The sequence below is a fragment of the Xenorhabdus thuongxuanensis genome (assembly GCF_001908095.1).
In the GTDB taxonomy this organism is placed as follows: Bacteria; Pseudomonadota; Gammaproteobacteria; order Enterobacterales; family Enterobacteriaceae; genus Xenorhabdus; species Xenorhabdus thuongxuanensis.
The window spans coordinates 1-13,423 of sequence record NZ_MKGR01000042.1 but is presented as its reverse complement, the minus strand read 5'-3'; the positions used below and the strand labels follow the sequence as shown (position 1 = coordinate 13,423).

Here is a 13,423-nt window from a genome sequence, read left to right as displayed (position 1 = left end):
GTCGGTTATATTGCTGTATCTCAGGTGAGAGTTGTCGAGTATCTTTCTTCATGTCGGTATGATACATGATCTATTTGTGTTTATACACCGTGTTAATATTGATGATTGTTAATATTGATGATTATATGCGTATTATTAGCATATATGGCTTTATCTCATGTCAGGTACAGCAATGTAACTGATGCTATTTCTGTTCTTCAAAATATATCCGCAGTTGTTTTTGCTATAGGTGGCGTCTGGATAGGGTATTTATACCCTAATGCCATCGCTGGATTAATGAAGAGTGAAAAGGTAGATTTTTTTGCCAGTGAAAATGATGCTAAAAGAGTTGAAGGGATGGTTTTTATCATCATTGTATCTGCTCTTGTCTTAGTAGGCATCACCCTGTTCTACCTAATGGTTATCTTATTAAAAGGCAGTGAATTTTATAGGGAAAATTACCTTTCAATCAAATTATTAGGTCTGTCATTTGTTTTATATCTGATATTCACTCAAATATTATGTATCTTCTTAGTGATACTTAAAAACATATCATTCATTAACAGGCTACATAAGTTTCTTAACGAAAAAGAATTGGATAGTAAACTCTGATCAATAAGGCTGAAAATTATTATTCAGCCTTTCTCATATTTGCCACCGCAATCACTCCCAGAACCTCAGTCTCTCCTATTGCGGCTGGCAACCTATTATGGCGTTTACAGATAAGTGAAGAGGAGCGACGTTATGGTCATTATTTGTTAGTTCGGCGCAGCCGGGATAGCAGGCAGGAACGGGCTTACTATGTGGTGTATGCCCTGAGAGAACAGGCGGATCTTAATACGCTGGTTCAGGTTGCGGGTTGTCGCTGGGAAATCGAAAGTGGCTTTGAGGAAACCAAAGGGGAATGTGGGCTGGATCATTACGAAGTGCGGCGATGGCAGAGCTGGCACCGACATATTACCTTGTCGTTGCTGACCCATGCAGTCCTGGCGGTTCTGCGGGTACAGGAGAAAAAAAACACCGGTAGGCCAGGTTCCACTCAGTGTAGCGGAACTCCGTAAGCTGCTGTCAAAGCTGATGGAAAAAGCGGGAAAGACAATAGAACAGATTTTACATTGGTCAGACTGGCGACGACGGCATCAATACCGAGCGCAACAATGTCACTACCGCCGCCGGGGAGATCATCGGCTTACAGAGCAATTACGGCTGTAGTACTAGAGTCTATTCAGAATATTTTTAAACCAGAATGGTTTCTCATGTAAACTGTTGGCATGAGAAAAGTCTATGCTAGCGACATTAGTCGAGAAGTGTTCATGGAAATTGAACCCCTGTTGCTGAGCAACAGGAAACGCACACGCCCCAGAGAAGTGGATGTTTACGAGATATTTTGTGCATTGTTATATCTCCTCAAAAGTGGGTGTCAGTGGGATATCAGCCTATCGTGATTCAGGGGGTATCTGGACAATCTGTCGTGGTATCACTCGGATAGATGGCGTTTCCGTTCGTCGGGGTATGACGTTGACCGCTCAACAGTGTGACGAATTAAACCAGATTGAATCACAACGTGCTATTGACTGGGTAAAACGCCATGTCAAAGTTCCGCTGACTGACCCCCAGATAGCCGGCATTGCCAGTTTCTGCCCGTATAACATTGGTTCCGGTAAATGTGTCTCTTCGACGTTCTACCGGAAGTTAAATGCGGGAGACAAACACGGGGCTTGTGCTGAAATCCAGCGCTGGATATTTGACGGTGGCAAAGATTGCAGGCAGACCAAAGGCCAGACAAACGGCTGTTACGGTCAGGTAGAGCGGCGTGCTCAGGAATCTGAGTTAACATGTTGGGGACTGGATGAATGAATTTGTTATCGTTAATCAGTCTGGTAGCTGCGGGAACTATGGCTATATGCGGTATAGACGGTTGGGGATGGTTCTTGTTGGCAGCGGTATTGTTATCATGAAACTCACACTCACTCATTATACGATCATTGTTCTGATTATCACGACAGCGGTATCTACATTCGAGGCGTTTTATTACCTGTCCGCATACTCGGAGCAGAAAGCAACGAATAATCGCCAGACAACCGAAATCCAGCAACTGACTGACACAATCAGCTACCAGAACACGCACATTAACATGCTGCATGAGCTGGATACCAAACGCACTCAGGAACTCGCCAATGCCAAGACTAAACTTGATGAGCTTAGCGATACTCTGCGCGCTGACATTAAGCGCGTGTACGTCAAAGCCGAGTGTCCCGTGTCTGAAACCGCTGCCTCCTCCGGCGTGGATGGTTCAAGACCCGCCAGACTGGCGAAAGACGCTGAACAGGATTATGTACGTCTCCTCGGAGAACTCGAAACCCTTGAAGCCCAGCTCCTCGGACTGAGGGATTGGGCGAAGACTGAATGCAGAGGAAATAATGGAAAACCAACACCGTAAAATTACGGGTTACCGTGAATTAACCCAAGATGAAATTGATTGCATGAACAAGATTAAGGCACTTGGAGAGGAACTAGACCAGCTTTATGATCACCTTGTAAAACCCAATATTGATGTTGATATGCGTTGGTTGCTCGAAGGCCGTACTGACCTACAAAAAGGGATTATGTGCTGGGTTCGTGCCGTGGCTCAACCAACCACATTCTGATTGCCACCTCAGAGCAAATGATACTGAGGTGGCAGGAGTAGGTTAGGACGTGGTGTGGGTGACTGATAAGAGGACGGCAGAAAGACTACCGTCCTACGATTTTATTACACACAGGCTATTTTGTTTAACCATCCTGGGTGTGCTGCTTCGCACTGAGCAATACAGGCTTCACGCATTTTAGGGATTACCCAAATCGAGCAGACCATAGCGTAAGTCTGCATTGAAGCGGAAAGAGTCACGCCTGCCAACAGGCAAAGAAGAAGATATTTTTTCATTTTATTATTCTCCCCATTTCGTTTGAATTAACATTACTGCAACAACACACAACCCCATAAACCTATTTTCACCCAATAACAAGCGAATAATGCTTAACAATTGGCTACCAACTGAAACTAAATGAAATATTTCTGTGCCCATTCCCCTGAGTGGCTACAGAAATAACCCATGCTGCCACCCGTTCTCATCGCGTACCCAACGCATACGGGATGGTGGCATTTTTATTTTCACCGCGCACCGAAAGCGCCAATCTAAACATCGAACCCCTATTTAGGAGTGAGCCTTTGAGGAGTCAGCTTGCTGATGCTCTTCGATGGGTTGATTTCCTATTTCGGCAAAGGTTCATTACCTAAGTAAGGATAAGCATCGTGAGTACAGCATTAACTTTCAAAGAAAAAGAAGTGATCCCTTTTGACAATGGCGATGGGAAGATTTGGTTTACTGCTTCATCACTCGCATCCTTATTGGAATATGCGGATGATAAGTCGGTCAACAAGATTTACAGTCGAAATAAAGACGAATTTACAGAAGAGATGTCTCGGGTGGTCAAAACGACCACCTCGGGAAAATCAAAGGGTTACGATAATTGGGAGACAGAAACTCGCATTTTCTCTCTTCGTGGTGCTCACCTTGTGGGGATGCTGTCGAAAACCAAAGTCGCCAAAGATCTTCGTAAATGGTTACTTGATCTGGCAGAGAAAGAGCACCAACCACAGAACTTGGCTATGATGGATATGGAAAGCCTCAAGGAGCTGACCATTGGTGAAATGCAGAATCGTCTGGTGGCTGCCAATAAATGGTCATTCGACAACTTTGGGCGCAAAGGCAGTGACTTAATGAACTTACGCAAGCGTCACCTTAAGAAGATACGTAAGGCTGAAAAAGCCATCCTTGAATTATCACAGCTTGCTTTGCCCGGACTTGATGAGTTCCCCGATGAGGGAGAACTTGCATGAACCACGAACAGTTTATCGAGAAGAGCGTACAGGCCGAGTTAACCAAGCTCGGCTTTTCTTCATCTATAGCAGGGATGGCAAGTGACCGGGCAAAAGAACATTACCGCCGTTCAGCGTCAGCGAGCAGGAAAGGCAAGTTGTTTGATGACTGTCTGGACATTGCCAAGGCGTGGGCGAGTATCTGATTAATGCCAGACTCAATAGAGAGAAATTCGAACAGCTACCAATCAAAAACATAGCTAAGTGTGACCCCATACAATATTTGTCAGGCTTTGATGTGTTGGTTAACATGGCAACCAACAACAAAATGAATGCAATTGAGTTGAGATGGTGAAATAAAACCCCATCATGAACTAACCCTAAAAGCTAAACAGCCCCTTACAGGACTGTCTTTGTTGGTTTTATCAAGACATCTGCGGGAATGCCGAACATGCCGTGTAAGTTACGGATCATGGGTAATGTCAGGTTACGCTTACGGTTCAGGACTTCATAAACGCGGTTCGATTTGCCGATAGCTGGTTCCAAGTCTTTAACCGTCAGGCCGGATTGCTCCATTCTGAATTTGATAGCCTCAATGGGGTCTGGCGGGTCGATTGGATAATGTTCGGATTCGTAGGCTTCAATCAGCAGCACCATGACCTCCATAAAATCAAATTCAGGTGTGCCAATTTCTGGCTGATTATCAAACAGCGGGGCGATGGCTTTTAATGCTTCTTGATAGTCTTGTTCGGTTCTAATAGGTTTAATGTTCATGGTTTACTCCGGCTCTACAGTGTTGGCATCTACAGCATCATATTGTTTATGTGTGCCGATAAATTTAATGTACACCCAGCCTGCGGGATAAAAGATAGAAACTATCAGGCGGTAATCGTTTCCTTTAATGTTAAATACCACACGATTGTTTTTCAGTATGCTCGCATTACGATATTGAGCCTTAATATCGGCTGGCGTCTTCCATAAGGCTTTTTTGGCCTCGTCGAACCAAGCCCTTAGCGGTTGTTCTGCGTCGGGATACTTTTCCCAAAACGCTTTCAGTGATGCAACGGATATTATTTTCATAATCCAATCATAGTCCCATTTTGGGACTTTTGCAAGTGACAGTACGATTTTCGGGTCAGTTCATCACGGGGCTTTTTTGTTGTAGTTAGGCGGTAATGCATCAATCAAAAGACCGACAGCTTTTTCAATGATTTCCGATTGCTGACTGATTTTCATGAATCTATCGGTTTCTGAAAGTTTTATTGAACTGCGTAGTTCAGCTTCTTCTTTTTTTAGTCTATTAATTTCTTCGTTCTTTTCATCTACGGAATTGGCTTTTCTCATAAGTTCCGCGACATGATCATATATATCGCCTTTGCCTTTATTGGTTGAGGCAATAAGTAACTCTATTTGCTGATACCTTTCTAACCTGAAAAGGATTTCTTGCTGCAAGCTCCTTGCTGAGGACTGCGCTTTATCTTCTAAGTTGCTCCTCATTTCAGGTGGCATCCTTAGCGGGTATGGTGCTATGCGTGACATGATGTTGACTCCTTATGATTCACATCTAAGAGTGTAAATACCAAACACTAACTTGACAAGAGAATCCATAGGATCCATACTTAGCTGTAGATGGTTAATTTAAAGGAGAAAAAAGGAATCATTATGATTCATAAGCAAAGAATACCACCATATCCCTTAAGAATGCCGCTAGAGGTTAGGGAATGGTATGAAGAAGAATCCAACAAAAGCGGGCGCTCTCTAAATGCAGAGATCGTGAAAATCTTGAAGGACAGAATGAATAGAGCTAGAGGGCAGCGGAAAAATGCAGCGTAGAAATAGCGAAGCCTTAGCTGCGCGAACAACTAAGGCTCCTGAGTGCTATTTACCGTGAGATAAACAACTTAGCCATTGTAACGAATGACAAATTAATTTTCCAGAGTACTTGCAGGCGCTCTGAAAGCACAAAACCAGTAGTTAACGGCTACTGGTTTCAATCAAACTAACTCTACGGAGAGTTTTAATGACTAATAATAATGTAGCAGCTTCTAGCGCAGTTGTCACCAAGATGTCAAGCCGTGAGATTGCGGAACTGACAGGCAAGCGTCATGCCGATGTTATCCGGGATATATGGGCAATGTTGGGGCAGTTATATACCCTCAATAAAGATGACTCAGATTTGCGTCATTATAAAAATCAACAAGTTAAGTTAGTCGAAGGAGTGACTGCGGTTATCGACAACCGCGGTTATGTTTCTGAGTTCTTACTAGACCGTCGCCATACTGAAATCCTGATTACGGGTTATGACGTTGTTCGTCGTGCAGCAGTGATTGACCGTTGGTTTGCGCTTGAATCTGGTTCAGCGCAACCTCAATTATCAGAAATGGAAATGATCGCCGCTATTGCAACAAATGCAGCTCGTAACGAAAAGCGCCTTGTTGTGATGGAGCAAAAAATGGAACAGATAGAGCAAGGAGCCATTCCGGTTGGTTATCAGGGGTACAGCTATCTACAAGCAAACTATGGACTTAGTAATGCTAAGAGCAAGCAATTAGTTATCGGATGGAGTGTGCCACACAAGAAGGTTCCTCATGTTGCACCGGGCGGACAAGTTACGCAAATGTCAGTTGTACGTGAAGACGCATTCGAAAAAGCTTTGCACCAGATGATGAAAGAAGCAGAACAGCGTGGCTCACAGTGGTATCACCCTAAGATGGGTAGGTTTTCGATTACTGGCTGGAAAGAAGTAGCTTAAGGATTGAACACAATGACGTGATCAAATACTGATCTATTCAACAGAATCAGCCAATCTAACAGTGATTGCTAGGGTTAACAATACGTATTTACGCGTATTGCGTGTGTAAATGGTTGAATATTCGAAGCGCTTCGCAAATCACAGGTGAATGCCTTTACATAACGTTACAATTACGCGATAAATATTGTCGCTCTCAAACGGCGAAGCCCCCAACTACGGCTAATAGTCAGGGGCTTCTTATAAAACGTCTACTACCTGTGAGGGATATAGACATGTCTATTATAGCAATTAAAAGCGCCAGTAAAACCATTAACGTTCCATTTTATGGCGCAGATCTCTATGTCGTTAATTATAACGGTGAGCCGTATGTGCCGATGAAACCAATTGTTGAAGGTATGGGTATAGCGTGGGAAGCGCAATTCTCCAAATTAAAACAAAGAGTTAAATCAACCATTACGGAAATCGTAATAGTTGCCGCAGACGGTAAAGAACGTAATATGATTTGTCTTGCCCTTCGCAAACTTGCTGGCTGGTTAGCCACTATCAGCCCCAATAAAGTTAAAGCATCGATCAGGGATAAAGTCATTCGATATCAGGAAGAGTGCGACGACGTGCTTTATGAATACTGGACTACGGGTGAGGTTAAGGCGAAAACCACAACCCAAGACCGCACACCTCTCCGCGGCCTAGTCAATACTCTGATGGGTAAATATGGAGTCAGTAATAAAAAGTTGTTCCAGATGATTCACCATGAGTTCGGGGTGGGTCATATAAATGAACTAACCAATGATCAGCTTCCATCTGCGATAGAGTATCTGGCAATTAAAGCGATTGAAGGTGAGTTTTTGGGGAAAGAAACCTTACCCGCGCCAGAGGTTAAGCAGCAGATACCTGATGACGATTTACAAAATCTTTGTTGGTTATGGCAACATTCCCTCAATATGGCTCGCTATATGATTGACGTGGAACCCATGCTCAAAGTAGCTGAACATAAACTAGCGGGTGAATATTATTCATACCCTCGCAATGCCATAAAATGTGCTAATAGCGTAAGGCGAATACTGGAAAAAGCAACGGAACATATTCAAATTAAACCTGTTCAAAAGGATAATTGGAAGGTGCTACACAAACTGAGAATTCCAAACTGCCCATTCTAACCCCAAGCCACGGATGGCGTGAATTTCCACAAAACTCATTGCATTATAGATTAAATAGCATACAATGCAATACAAATGTAATTACATATGGTGATACTATGAGCACAATTCAGATTAGAGTGGATGAAGCGCTTAAAAAAAGCGCTTATCAGGCATTTGAAAAAATGAACCTTTCTCCTTCCGATGCAATGCGGCTCTTCTTACGCTATGTAGCAGAAAATGAGAAACTGCCGTTCACAGAAGTATCCGTGATGGTCTCGGAGCAAGACGAAGATGAGGATATTTTTGATATCGTGCGGGAGCGCTTAAAAAATCCCGCTAAACGTATCCGGGTAAATCTTGATGAAATTTAACATTGAGTTTGACGAGCGTGCTTTAAAGGAATGGCATAAGCTGGATAATACCATCCGTGAGCAGTTTAAAAAGAAACTACGGAAGCTACAGGATAACCCTTATATCGAGTCAGCCAGATTACATGGTGATTTAGCTGGCTGTTTTAAAATAAAACTTCGCTCTTCTGGATTTCGCCTTGTCTATCAGGTGATAGATGAAGAGATTGTGATCTGGGTGATAGCGGTAGGCAAAAGAGAAGACTCGAAAGCCTATAAGATAGCCAGCGAACGCATTGCACGATAAGCCATAAATTCATAACTGACCCGCCCGCGCGGGTTTTCATTTTAACGCCGCTTAACTGCGGTTTTTTCTTTTATAGGTACTCATATGACAGTTGATGTGTTTCAGTGGCGAACTCAAATACAGGATTCGCCCAGTGGTGAATTTAAGCACCGAATTAAATCGATTGAGTTTGGCGATGGTTAGCGCATGAAAATTAATGCAGACCTCCAACGTTTGGAGGCAGGAAATAAAATTTTGTTGTTTGCTGTTGATGGTTCGGTCTTTGGTGGGCCAGAACTGTACTTCCACAATTACCCTGTAACCCATACAGAGAGTGATTTGGAAGACCCGACACAGGAAAAAATAGACGTCTTCTACATCGACAGCAAAACGAATGAAGACAATGAAAGCGTCCAGTTTGCTTTATCTTCCCCGGCTGATTTGCAGGGTATTCAGATCCCGACTCGTCAAATTCACAGCCTGTGTACATGGTGTAGGGGGGGAATGAATCTGAAAGCTTGGGGCATATATGGGGCAAAAAATTACCGCAAACTAACTCAATATTGCACATAGTAATAGAGTAGTGCTTGCGGTAATTGTCTGATTTACTCGAACTTGCTCGAATTTACACAGAACCTATAAATTATCATTTCAAATTATGAATATGCAAGTTTAATGGCTTATTTTTTGACAAACATAAATTAATTAATAGCAATTCTTGCTTGGGGCATATGGGGCATTGGAGCTGCCTTTCTATATTATCAGTAGGTAGCTTAATTGAGTTCTCTTATTTTCATTCATGCCCCATCGATATCCCTCATTGCCCACTTTACAAGTGTTATCGGTAAATTATCTTTTTTTCAGTTATTTATATAGTTTATTTGAAATTCACTTTTTAATTAAAAATAATATGTGATGATAATATCTCCAGTTAATTTCCTTAAGGAATCGCCACTATCATCTTATGGTTAAGTTTTTGTTAAAAATTATATATAAGATATATTGATTGTTTGCAAATTATAAATACAATAAAATGCCTAATTAAATTAACCAAAAGACGATAGTGACGAATTGACACCACCTGAAATGAAAAAATAAATGACACCGTTAATCAGAGCTATTTTTAAATGGAATCACTGGTGCCTTTCGTGATATCTATTTTGATTCCGTCGTAGTCAACTCCATTTCATAGTTACTGATCGGGAACTGTCCGTATGTATCATGTAAGAGTTGTTTACAACTTTCCTGTTTAATCAATTCACTGAGTTCATTTAACCTTCTTTGCAACAATCTTTTAGTTTCTTTTTCATTATCCAAGACAGTTTGCAAAATTTTGGCCAATTGCTGCTGTAATGAAATGGGGGCACCCAAGTTTTCTGATAGTAAAGTCACCACTTCTACTGCCTTCAGATAAGTGATCTCCATATCAACAAGTTCGTCCCATTTTTCATTTCTAGCTAAATCAATCATTTGCTCACTTAAACTAAGGATCCGCTGATAAGCTGACAAAAGATCCGTATCATTTTTCATTAAACAATATCCTGACTGGCGTTGTAATGAGGATCTATTTGCCGCCAAGCATCTGAAATCTCGGTAAGTAAATCAATTACTTCGGTAATAGCCTTCTCATCATTGCGTAAATTGGCATGGAGTAAACGACGGCTCATATAATCATATAAAGCAAAAAGATTTTGGGCAATTTCGCCGCCTTTCTCGAAGTCTAATCCTTCTTTGAGACCACTATCAATGATATTAATCGCCTTTGAAATAGCTAACCCTTTTTCTGGGATATTCCCTTGTTGCATCAGAATGATTGCACGACGCAGGGCGCTTAGCGCCCCGTTGAACAATATCTGAATCAACTGATAGGGAGAGGCATTCATAATTTCGCTCTCAAGATCTACCTGAGCGTATAATTGGCTTGCCGAACGTTGATACATTAGTGTCCTTTTATTATCTTAAAAGTTGGGCCAAGGATAACTCTGATTGCTTCAGTGAAGTGGCGAGTTTATCCAGTGCTGTAAATTGTTTCTTATAGCGCTCCATTGTGGCATCAATGTTTTTGTTGGTCTGTTCTACTTGCCTTTCCAGTATTTTCAGAGTCTTCTTGATACCTTCTGTTGCTGTATTGATAGTCCCTTCATGGCTATCTAGCGTTTTTTTCAATAAATTATACGTCTCGGTAGCAAAGCCGGTTTCTTTTCCATCACCCATAAAGAAAGCCTTAACATTGGTCGGTTTCTCTTTCAGGTTTTTTTCCAGTTTTTCGTTGCTAATTTCCAGCGTACTATCTTTTCCTTGTTTGATGCCCAGTTTATTCAGGGTTGCGATATCATCAACATGTTGTGCCGCAAACAGTTGATGTGTTAACTGGCTTTTAATACCTTTTAAAGTACCATCACCAACCAGGGGACCATTGTCTTTTGAAGCCGCTTCGCCTTTTCCTACGCTATTGTATTTGGTCAATGAACTGAAGGTTTTTTGTAGCTCATTATAAGCATCAACCCACTTTTTAATTGCCTCTTTCATTGGCTCAATATCACGAGAAACTACCAATGTTTCTGGTATTGGTTTTTTTTCAGTTTTGTCGTTGCTTTTGACTTCTTCTGTTTCTGAGACTTTTTTCAGATTTAGAATAACACCTTCTGGCGCATCTTTTATTTCATTGGTTTGACGTTCAATTTTAATACCGTTAACCGTTAATATTGCATTTTCGGCGGCAACGGTTTCTTTCATTACTGCATCAGGATCATTTTTTTTAGTTCTATCATCAGGCGGATATTTCAGTAAAGCATTCAGCTTCGTATCATCTTCAACCTGAATCGTCATGACTGATTTTGTGCCAGCTTTTTTCGAAGTCAGGATCAAATAGTTTTTATCATCTTCTGCTTTGATAATGCTGGCATTAACATTGCCTTCTTGTTTATTAATCGCATCACGAATTTCAACCAGAGAGGTTTCATTATCTTTCAGGGAAATGCGCATTGGCTTTTCTTGTTCTTCACCATCTTTTTTTTCACCTGGTTGCGTAATAGTAATGGTACGAGTACCTTTACCTTGTTCCCCTAATGGGGCTTTTACATCAGGAAATGCCTTAGATTGCAAAGATTGAGCTCTGGCAAGCTGTTGAACGGTAATAACATAGTTACCCGGGCTGGCTTTGGAATCTGTACTCGGAGTAAATGTTTTATGATCTTCGTTTGTTTTAGTGGTATTGAGTTTATCGAATTTTTTGAGTTCTTCAGATGCACTCTTTAATTTTTCCAGGCTACCTTGTAACGTACCAAAACCGGTAATTTTAGCTTTATAGCTACTTTGTTGTTGTGTTAATGGTTGTAAACGTTGTTTTTCACTTGCTTCAAGTTTGCCCAGTAACTGTGGATCTATCCCGGATGCGCTTCCTACCGAGGAAATACTAGCCATGTTGACTCCTTTTTAATTAAAAGCATCATTGGGGATGTTATCGGATTAATTTGCGAAAAGTTTACTGACAAAATGATTTTTTTGATGGACGGAATAATTGATGAGAACAGGCGCTATTTGAGTTATCGGGGCAAAATGAGAAAAAAATAAAAAAGTTTTTTCAAGAAATATTAAAGGTTCTTTTGCAGGCGCCGATAAAACTGTTGGCGGTGATGAACACCGTGAGCAAATAGGCTCAAACTAATTATATCGACTTGATTTTAAAAAGGAACTCTACTATGGCATCAGTCATTAATACCAACTACTCCTCTCTGTTGGCGCAGAATAATCTAACAAAATCTAAAAGTGTTCTGGGTACTGCTATTGAGCGTTTGTCCTCTGGTTTACGTATTAACAGCGCGAAGGATGACGCTGCTGGTCAAGCGATCGCCAACCGTTTTAATGCTAACATTAAAGGCCTGAATCAGGCTTCTCGTAACGCTAACGACGGTATCTCCATTGCCCAGACTACCGAAGGTGCGCTGAACGAAATCAATAACAACCTGCAACGTATCCGCGAACTGGCTGTTCAGTCAAAAAATGGCAGTAACTCTGAGAGCGATTTGAAATCTATTCAGACAGAAGTTAAAGAGCGTTTAGACGAAATTAACCGTATTTCGAAACAAACACAGTTCAACGGTGTAGAAGTATTGAGTGACAAAGCCAAAGCAATAACTATTCAGGTTGGGGCGAAAGATGGTGAAACTATCGATATTGGTCTGAAGCAGATTGATCAAGAAAAATTGGGCTTGAATAATTTCGATGTAGCAACCAAAAAAGCACCTATTAAAGCGGGTACAGACCTAACCGGAAAAAAACTCGATGGTACTACTGGTGCTGTTAGTACCGCTAGTGGTGCTAAGGATTTTGATCTTACTACAGGAGAGATTGCAAAATTGGGGCTAACAGGTACGAAGTTGACTCAGGCTCAGGATGAGAATGGAAAAGATATAGCAGGTACATATGTGGTAACAGGTAAGAAAGACGGTCAGGATAAATCCTTCACGGTAACAGCAGCAGCAGTTAATGCCGCAGGTACCAAAATTGAATTTACAGACCCTAAAGAAATAACGGCCACTACTGATCCTAAGTCACTGGATAAATTGGATAACGCACTTAAAGTAGTTGACGAGCTGCGCAGCTCCTTGGGTGCAGTACAAAACCGTCTGGAATCCACCGTTAATAACTTGGCCAACACCGTTAACAACCTGAGTGCAGCAAAAAGTCGTATCGAAGACGCCGATTACGCAACTGAAGTTTCCAATATGAGCCGTGGTCAGATCCTGCAACAGGCGGGTACTTCTGTTCTGGCACAAGCGAACCAGGTTCCACAAGGCGTTCTGTCTCTGCTGCGTTAACTTTTATTTTCCAGTTGGGCAGTTATGTAGGGCGACCGGCATAAACAACGCATATAAAATAAGGATCGGTTCGCCGATCCTTATTTTTTTTAGTTATGGCTTTAGCCAGTTTAAGATGCGTTAGCTTCTTAAACATAAAACCACCCGCTATGCGGGTGGAGTTCAAGGGTTATACCAAGAAAAACACCTTTCCGTTACGATATAGATGTTCAAGCTAATATACGTAACTTAAATAAGGAAA

The 13,423-nt window shown here is 41.7% G+C and carries 19 protein-coding genes and 3 pseudogenes; 15 read left to right on the top strand and 7 right to left on the bottom strand.

What is annotated here, in order from left to right; genetic code table 11:
• The first annotated feature begins 144 nt into the window (after positions 1 to 144).
• From Xentx_RS17125 to Xentx_RS17095, 6 genes and pseudogenes are all read left to right on the top strand, one after another.
• Positions 145 to 591 carry a hypothetical protein gene (locus Xentx_RS17125; protein ID WP_139292521.1) on the top strand — a complete coding sequence of 149 codons (447 nt, stop codon included), beginning with the start codon at positions 145 to 147 and terminating at the stop codon, positions 589 to 591.
• Positions 592 to 686: 95 nt separating this feature from the next.
• Positions 687 to 1,040, top strand: a pseudogene (locus Xentx_RS17120) (transposase); the annotation flags it as partial.
• Between the two features lie 210 nt (positions 1,041 to 1,250).
• Positions 1,251 to 1,406: pseudogene (locus Xentx_RS17110) on the top strand (IS5/IS1182 family transposase); the annotation flags it as partial.
• The gene (locus Xentx_RS17105) at positions 1,351 to 1,836 is read left to right on the top strand and encodes a lysozyme (protein ID WP_074021727.1); all 486 of its coding nucleotides are present in this window, start codon (positions 1,351 to 1,353) and stop codon (positions 1,834 to 1,836) included. The pseudogene Xentx_RS17110 and the gene Xentx_RS17105, both read left to right, overlap by 56 nt.
• A gap of 46 nt (positions 1,837 to 1,882) precedes the next feature.
• Positions 1,883 to 2,419 (top strand): lysis protein, encoded by a 537-nt coding sequence (locus tag Xentx_RS18950; RefSeq protein WP_167366781.1) that lies wholly within the window; start codon positions 1,883 to 1,885, stop codon positions 2,417 to 2,419.
• Complete coding sequence (locus tag Xentx_RS17095; protein ID WP_074021725.1) at positions 2,400 to 2,627, top strand: Acb2/Tad1 domain-containing protein; 228 nt, start codon at positions 2,400 to 2,402, stop codon at positions 2,625 to 2,627. The genes Xentx_RS18950 and Xentx_RS17095 overlap by 20 nt, the downstream gene beginning before the upstream one ends.
• 104 nt (positions 2,628 to 2,731) lie before the next feature.
• Here the strand turns inward: Xentx_RS17095 and Xentx_RS19255 are convergent, their stop codons facing one another.
• Entirely contained in the window at positions 2,732 to 2,902 is a 171-nt protein-coding gene (locus Xentx_RS19255; RefSeq protein WP_167366780.1) for a hypothetical protein, read from the bottom strand.
• Between the two features lie 369 nt (positions 2,903 to 3,271).
• On the opposite strand from Xentx_RS19255, the gene Xentx_RS17090 reads away from it, so the two are divergent.
• Both Xentx_RS17090 and Xentx_RS17085 read left to right on the top strand, forming a co-directional pair.
• Positions 3,272 to 3,859, top strand: coding sequence for a BRO-N domain-containing protein (locus Xentx_RS17090; RefSeq protein ID WP_074021724.1), 588 nt, complete (start codon positions 3,272 to 3,274; stop codon positions 3,857 to 3,859).
• Positions 3,856 to 4,044 (top strand): hypothetical protein, encoded by a 189-nt coding sequence (locus tag Xentx_RS17085; RefSeq protein ID WP_074021722.1) that lies wholly within the window; start codon positions 3,856 to 3,858, stop codon positions 4,042 to 4,044. Before Xentx_RS17090 ends, Xentx_RS17085 begins: the two co-directional genes overlap by 4 nt.
• Before the next feature lie 193 nt (positions 4,045 to 4,237).
• Here Xentx_RS17085 and Xentx_RS17080 read toward each other — a convergent pair whose 3' ends face one another.
• The 3 genes from Xentx_RS17080 to Xentx_RS17070 form a co-directional block, all read right to left on the bottom strand.
• Complete coding sequence (locus tag Xentx_RS17080; protein ID WP_074021720.1) at positions 4,238 to 4,612, bottom strand: helix-turn-helix domain-containing protein; 375 nt, start codon at positions 4,610 to 4,612, stop codon at positions 4,238 to 4,240.
• Positions 4,613 to 4,615: 3 nt separating this feature from the next.
• Entirely contained in the window at positions 4,616 to 4,918 is a 303-nt protein-coding gene (locus Xentx_RS17075; protein ID WP_074021719.1) for a type II toxin-antitoxin system HigB family toxin, read from the bottom strand.
• Between the two features lie 63 nt (positions 4,919 to 4,981).
• Positions 4,982 to 5,377, bottom strand: coding sequence for an Arc family DNA-binding protein (locus Xentx_RS17070; RefSeq protein WP_074021718.1), 396 nt, complete (start codon positions 5,375 to 5,377; stop codon positions 4,982 to 4,984).
• 90 nt (positions 5,378 to 5,467) lie between these two features.
• Between Xentx_RS17070 and Xentx_RS20215 the strand changes: the two genes are divergently transcribed.
• From Xentx_RS20215 to Xentx_RS17035, 6 genes and pseudogenes are all read left to right on the top strand, one after another.
• Positions 5,468 to 5,671, top strand: coding sequence for an Arc family DNA-binding protein (locus tag Xentx_RS20215; RefSeq protein ID WP_083601055.1), 204 nt, complete (start codon positions 5,468 to 5,470; stop codon positions 5,669 to 5,671).
• A 187-nt stretch (positions 5,672 to 5,858) separates the two neighbouring features.
• The gene (locus tag Xentx_RS17060; RefSeq protein WP_074021716.1) at positions 5,859 to 6,590 is read left to right on the top strand and encodes a Rha family transcriptional regulator; all 732 of its coding nucleotides are present in this window, start codon (positions 5,859 to 5,861) and stop codon (positions 6,588 to 6,590) included.
• 272 nt (positions 6,591 to 6,862) lie between these two features.
• On the top strand, positions 6,863 to 7,747 hold the full coding sequence (locus tag Xentx_RS17055; protein WP_074021714.1) for a phage antirepressor N-terminal domain-containing protein: 885 nt from the start codon (positions 6,863 to 6,865) through the stop codon (positions 7,745 to 7,747).
• Between the two features lie 98 nt (positions 7,748 to 7,845).
• Positions 7,846 to 8,100: a type II toxin-antitoxin system RelB/DinJ family antitoxin gene (locus tag Xentx_RS17050; RefSeq protein ID WP_074021712.1), complete on the top strand. Its 255-nt coding sequence runs from the start codon at positions 7,846 to 7,848 to the stop codon at positions 8,098 to 8,100.
• Positions 8,090 to 8,383: a type II toxin-antitoxin system RelE family toxin gene (locus Xentx_RS17045; RefSeq protein ID WP_074021711.1), complete on the top strand. Its 294-nt coding sequence runs from the start codon at positions 8,090 to 8,092 to the stop codon at positions 8,381 to 8,383. The genes Xentx_RS17050 and Xentx_RS17045 overlap by 11 nt, the downstream gene beginning before the upstream one ends.
• Positions 8,384 to 8,569: 186 nt before the next feature.
• Positions 8,570 to 8,866 (top strand): annotated as a pseudogene (locus Xentx_RS17035) (phage minor tail protein L); the annotation flags it as partial.
• A gap of 651 nt (positions 8,867 to 9,517) precedes the next feature.
• On the opposite strand, the gene fliT reads toward Xentx_RS17035, so the two are convergent.
• From fliT to fliD, 3 genes are read right to left on the bottom strand one after another with little or no spacing between them, the layout of a single operon-like run.
• Positions 9,518 to 9,892 carry a flagella biosynthesis regulatory protein FliT gene (gene fliT / locus Xentx_RS17030; RefSeq protein WP_074021708.1) on the bottom strand — a complete coding sequence of 125 codons (375 nt, stop codon included), beginning with the start codon at positions 9,890 to 9,892 and terminating at the stop codon, positions 9,518 to 9,520.
• Positions 9,892 to 10,302, bottom strand: coding sequence for a flagellar export chaperone FliS (gene fliS, locus Xentx_RS17025; protein ID WP_074021706.1), 411 nt, complete (start codon positions 10,300 to 10,302; stop codon positions 9,892 to 9,894). Before fliS ends, fliT begins: the two co-directional genes overlap by 1 nt.
• A gap of 13 nt (positions 10,303 to 10,315) precedes the next feature.
• Complete coding sequence (gene fliD / locus Xentx_RS17020) at positions 10,316 to 11,785, bottom strand: flagellar filament capping protein FliD (RefSeq protein WP_074021705.1); 1,470 nt, start codon at positions 11,783 to 11,785, stop codon at positions 10,316 to 10,318.
• 278 nt (positions 11,786 to 12,063) lie between these two features.
• Between fliD and Xentx_RS17015 the strand changes: the two genes are divergently transcribed.
• Positions 12,064 to 13,182: a flagellin FliC gene (locus tag Xentx_RS17015; RefSeq protein ID WP_074021703.1), complete on the top strand. Its 1,119-nt coding sequence runs from the start codon at positions 12,064 to 12,066 to the stop codon at positions 13,180 to 13,182.
• Positions 13,183 to 13,423: the final 241 nt, after the last annotated feature.

Bases quoted from the DNA above. Each gene is read 5' to 3' on its own strand.
- Xentx_RS17125 (WP_139292521.1), top strand. From the start codon at position 145: ATGGCTTTATCTCATGTCAGGTACAGCAATGTAACTGATGCTATTTCT.
- Xentx_RS17105 (WP_074021727.1), top strand. From the start codon at position 1,351: ATGTTTACGAGATATTTTGTGCATTGTTATATCTCCTCAAAAGTGGGT.
- Xentx_RS18950 (WP_167366781.1), top strand. From the start codon at position 1,883: ATGCGGTATAGACGGTTGGGGATGGTTCTTGTTGGCAGCGGTATTGTT.
- Xentx_RS17095 (WP_074021725.1), top strand. From the start codon at position 2,400: ATGGAAAACCAACACCGTAAAATTACGGGTTACCGTGAATTAACCCAA.
- Xentx_RS19255 (WP_167366780.1), bottom strand. From the start codon at position 2,902: ATGAAAAAATATCTTCTTCTTTGCCTGTTGGCAGGCGTGACTCTTTCC.
- Xentx_RS17085 (WP_074021722.1), top strand. From the start codon at position 3,856: ATGAACCACGAACAGTTTATCGAGAAGAGCGTACAGGCCGAGTTAACC.
- Xentx_RS17080 (WP_074021720.1), bottom strand. From the start codon at position 4,612: ATGAACATTAAACCTATTAGAACCGAACAAGACTATCAAGAAGCATTA.
- Xentx_RS17075 (WP_074021719.1), bottom strand. From the start codon at position 4,918: ATGAAAATAATATCCGTTGCATCACTGAAAGCGTTTTGGGAAAAGTAT.
- Xentx_RS17070 (WP_074021718.1), bottom strand. From the start codon at position 5,377: ATGTCACGCATAGCACCATACCCGCTAAGGATGCCACCTGAAATGAGG.
- Xentx_RS20215 (WP_083601055.1), top strand. From the start codon at position 5,468: ATGGTTAATTTAAAGGAGAAAAAAGGAATCATTATGATTCATAAGCAA.
- Xentx_RS17060 (WP_074021716.1), top strand. From the start codon at position 5,859: ATGACTAATAATAATGTAGCAGCTTCTAGCGCAGTTGTCACCAAGATG.
- Xentx_RS17055 (WP_074021714.1), top strand. From the start codon at position 6,863: ATGTCTATTATAGCAATTAAAAGCGCCAGTAAAACCATTAACGTTCCA.
- Xentx_RS17050 (WP_074021712.1), top strand. From the start codon at position 7,846: ATGAGCACAATTCAGATTAGAGTGGATGAAGCGCTTAAAAAAAGCGCT.
- Xentx_RS17045 (WP_074021711.1), top strand. From the start codon at position 8,090: ATGAAATTTAACATTGAGTTTGACGAGCGTGCTTTAAAGGAATGGCAT.
- fliT (WP_074021708.1), bottom strand. From the start codon at position 9,892: ATGAAAAATGATACGGATCTTTTGTCAGCTTATCAGCGGATCCTTAGT.
- fliS (WP_074021706.1), bottom strand. From the start codon at position 10,302: ATGTATCAACGTTCGGCAAGCCAATTATACGCTCAGGTAGATCTTGAG.
- fliD (WP_074021705.1), bottom strand. From the start codon at position 11,785: ATGGCTAGTATTTCCTCGGTAGGAAGCGCATCCGGGATAGATCCACAG.
- Xentx_RS17015 (WP_074021703.1), top strand. From the start codon at position 12,064: ATGGCATCAGTCATTAATACCAACTACTCCTCTCTGTTGGCGCAGAAT.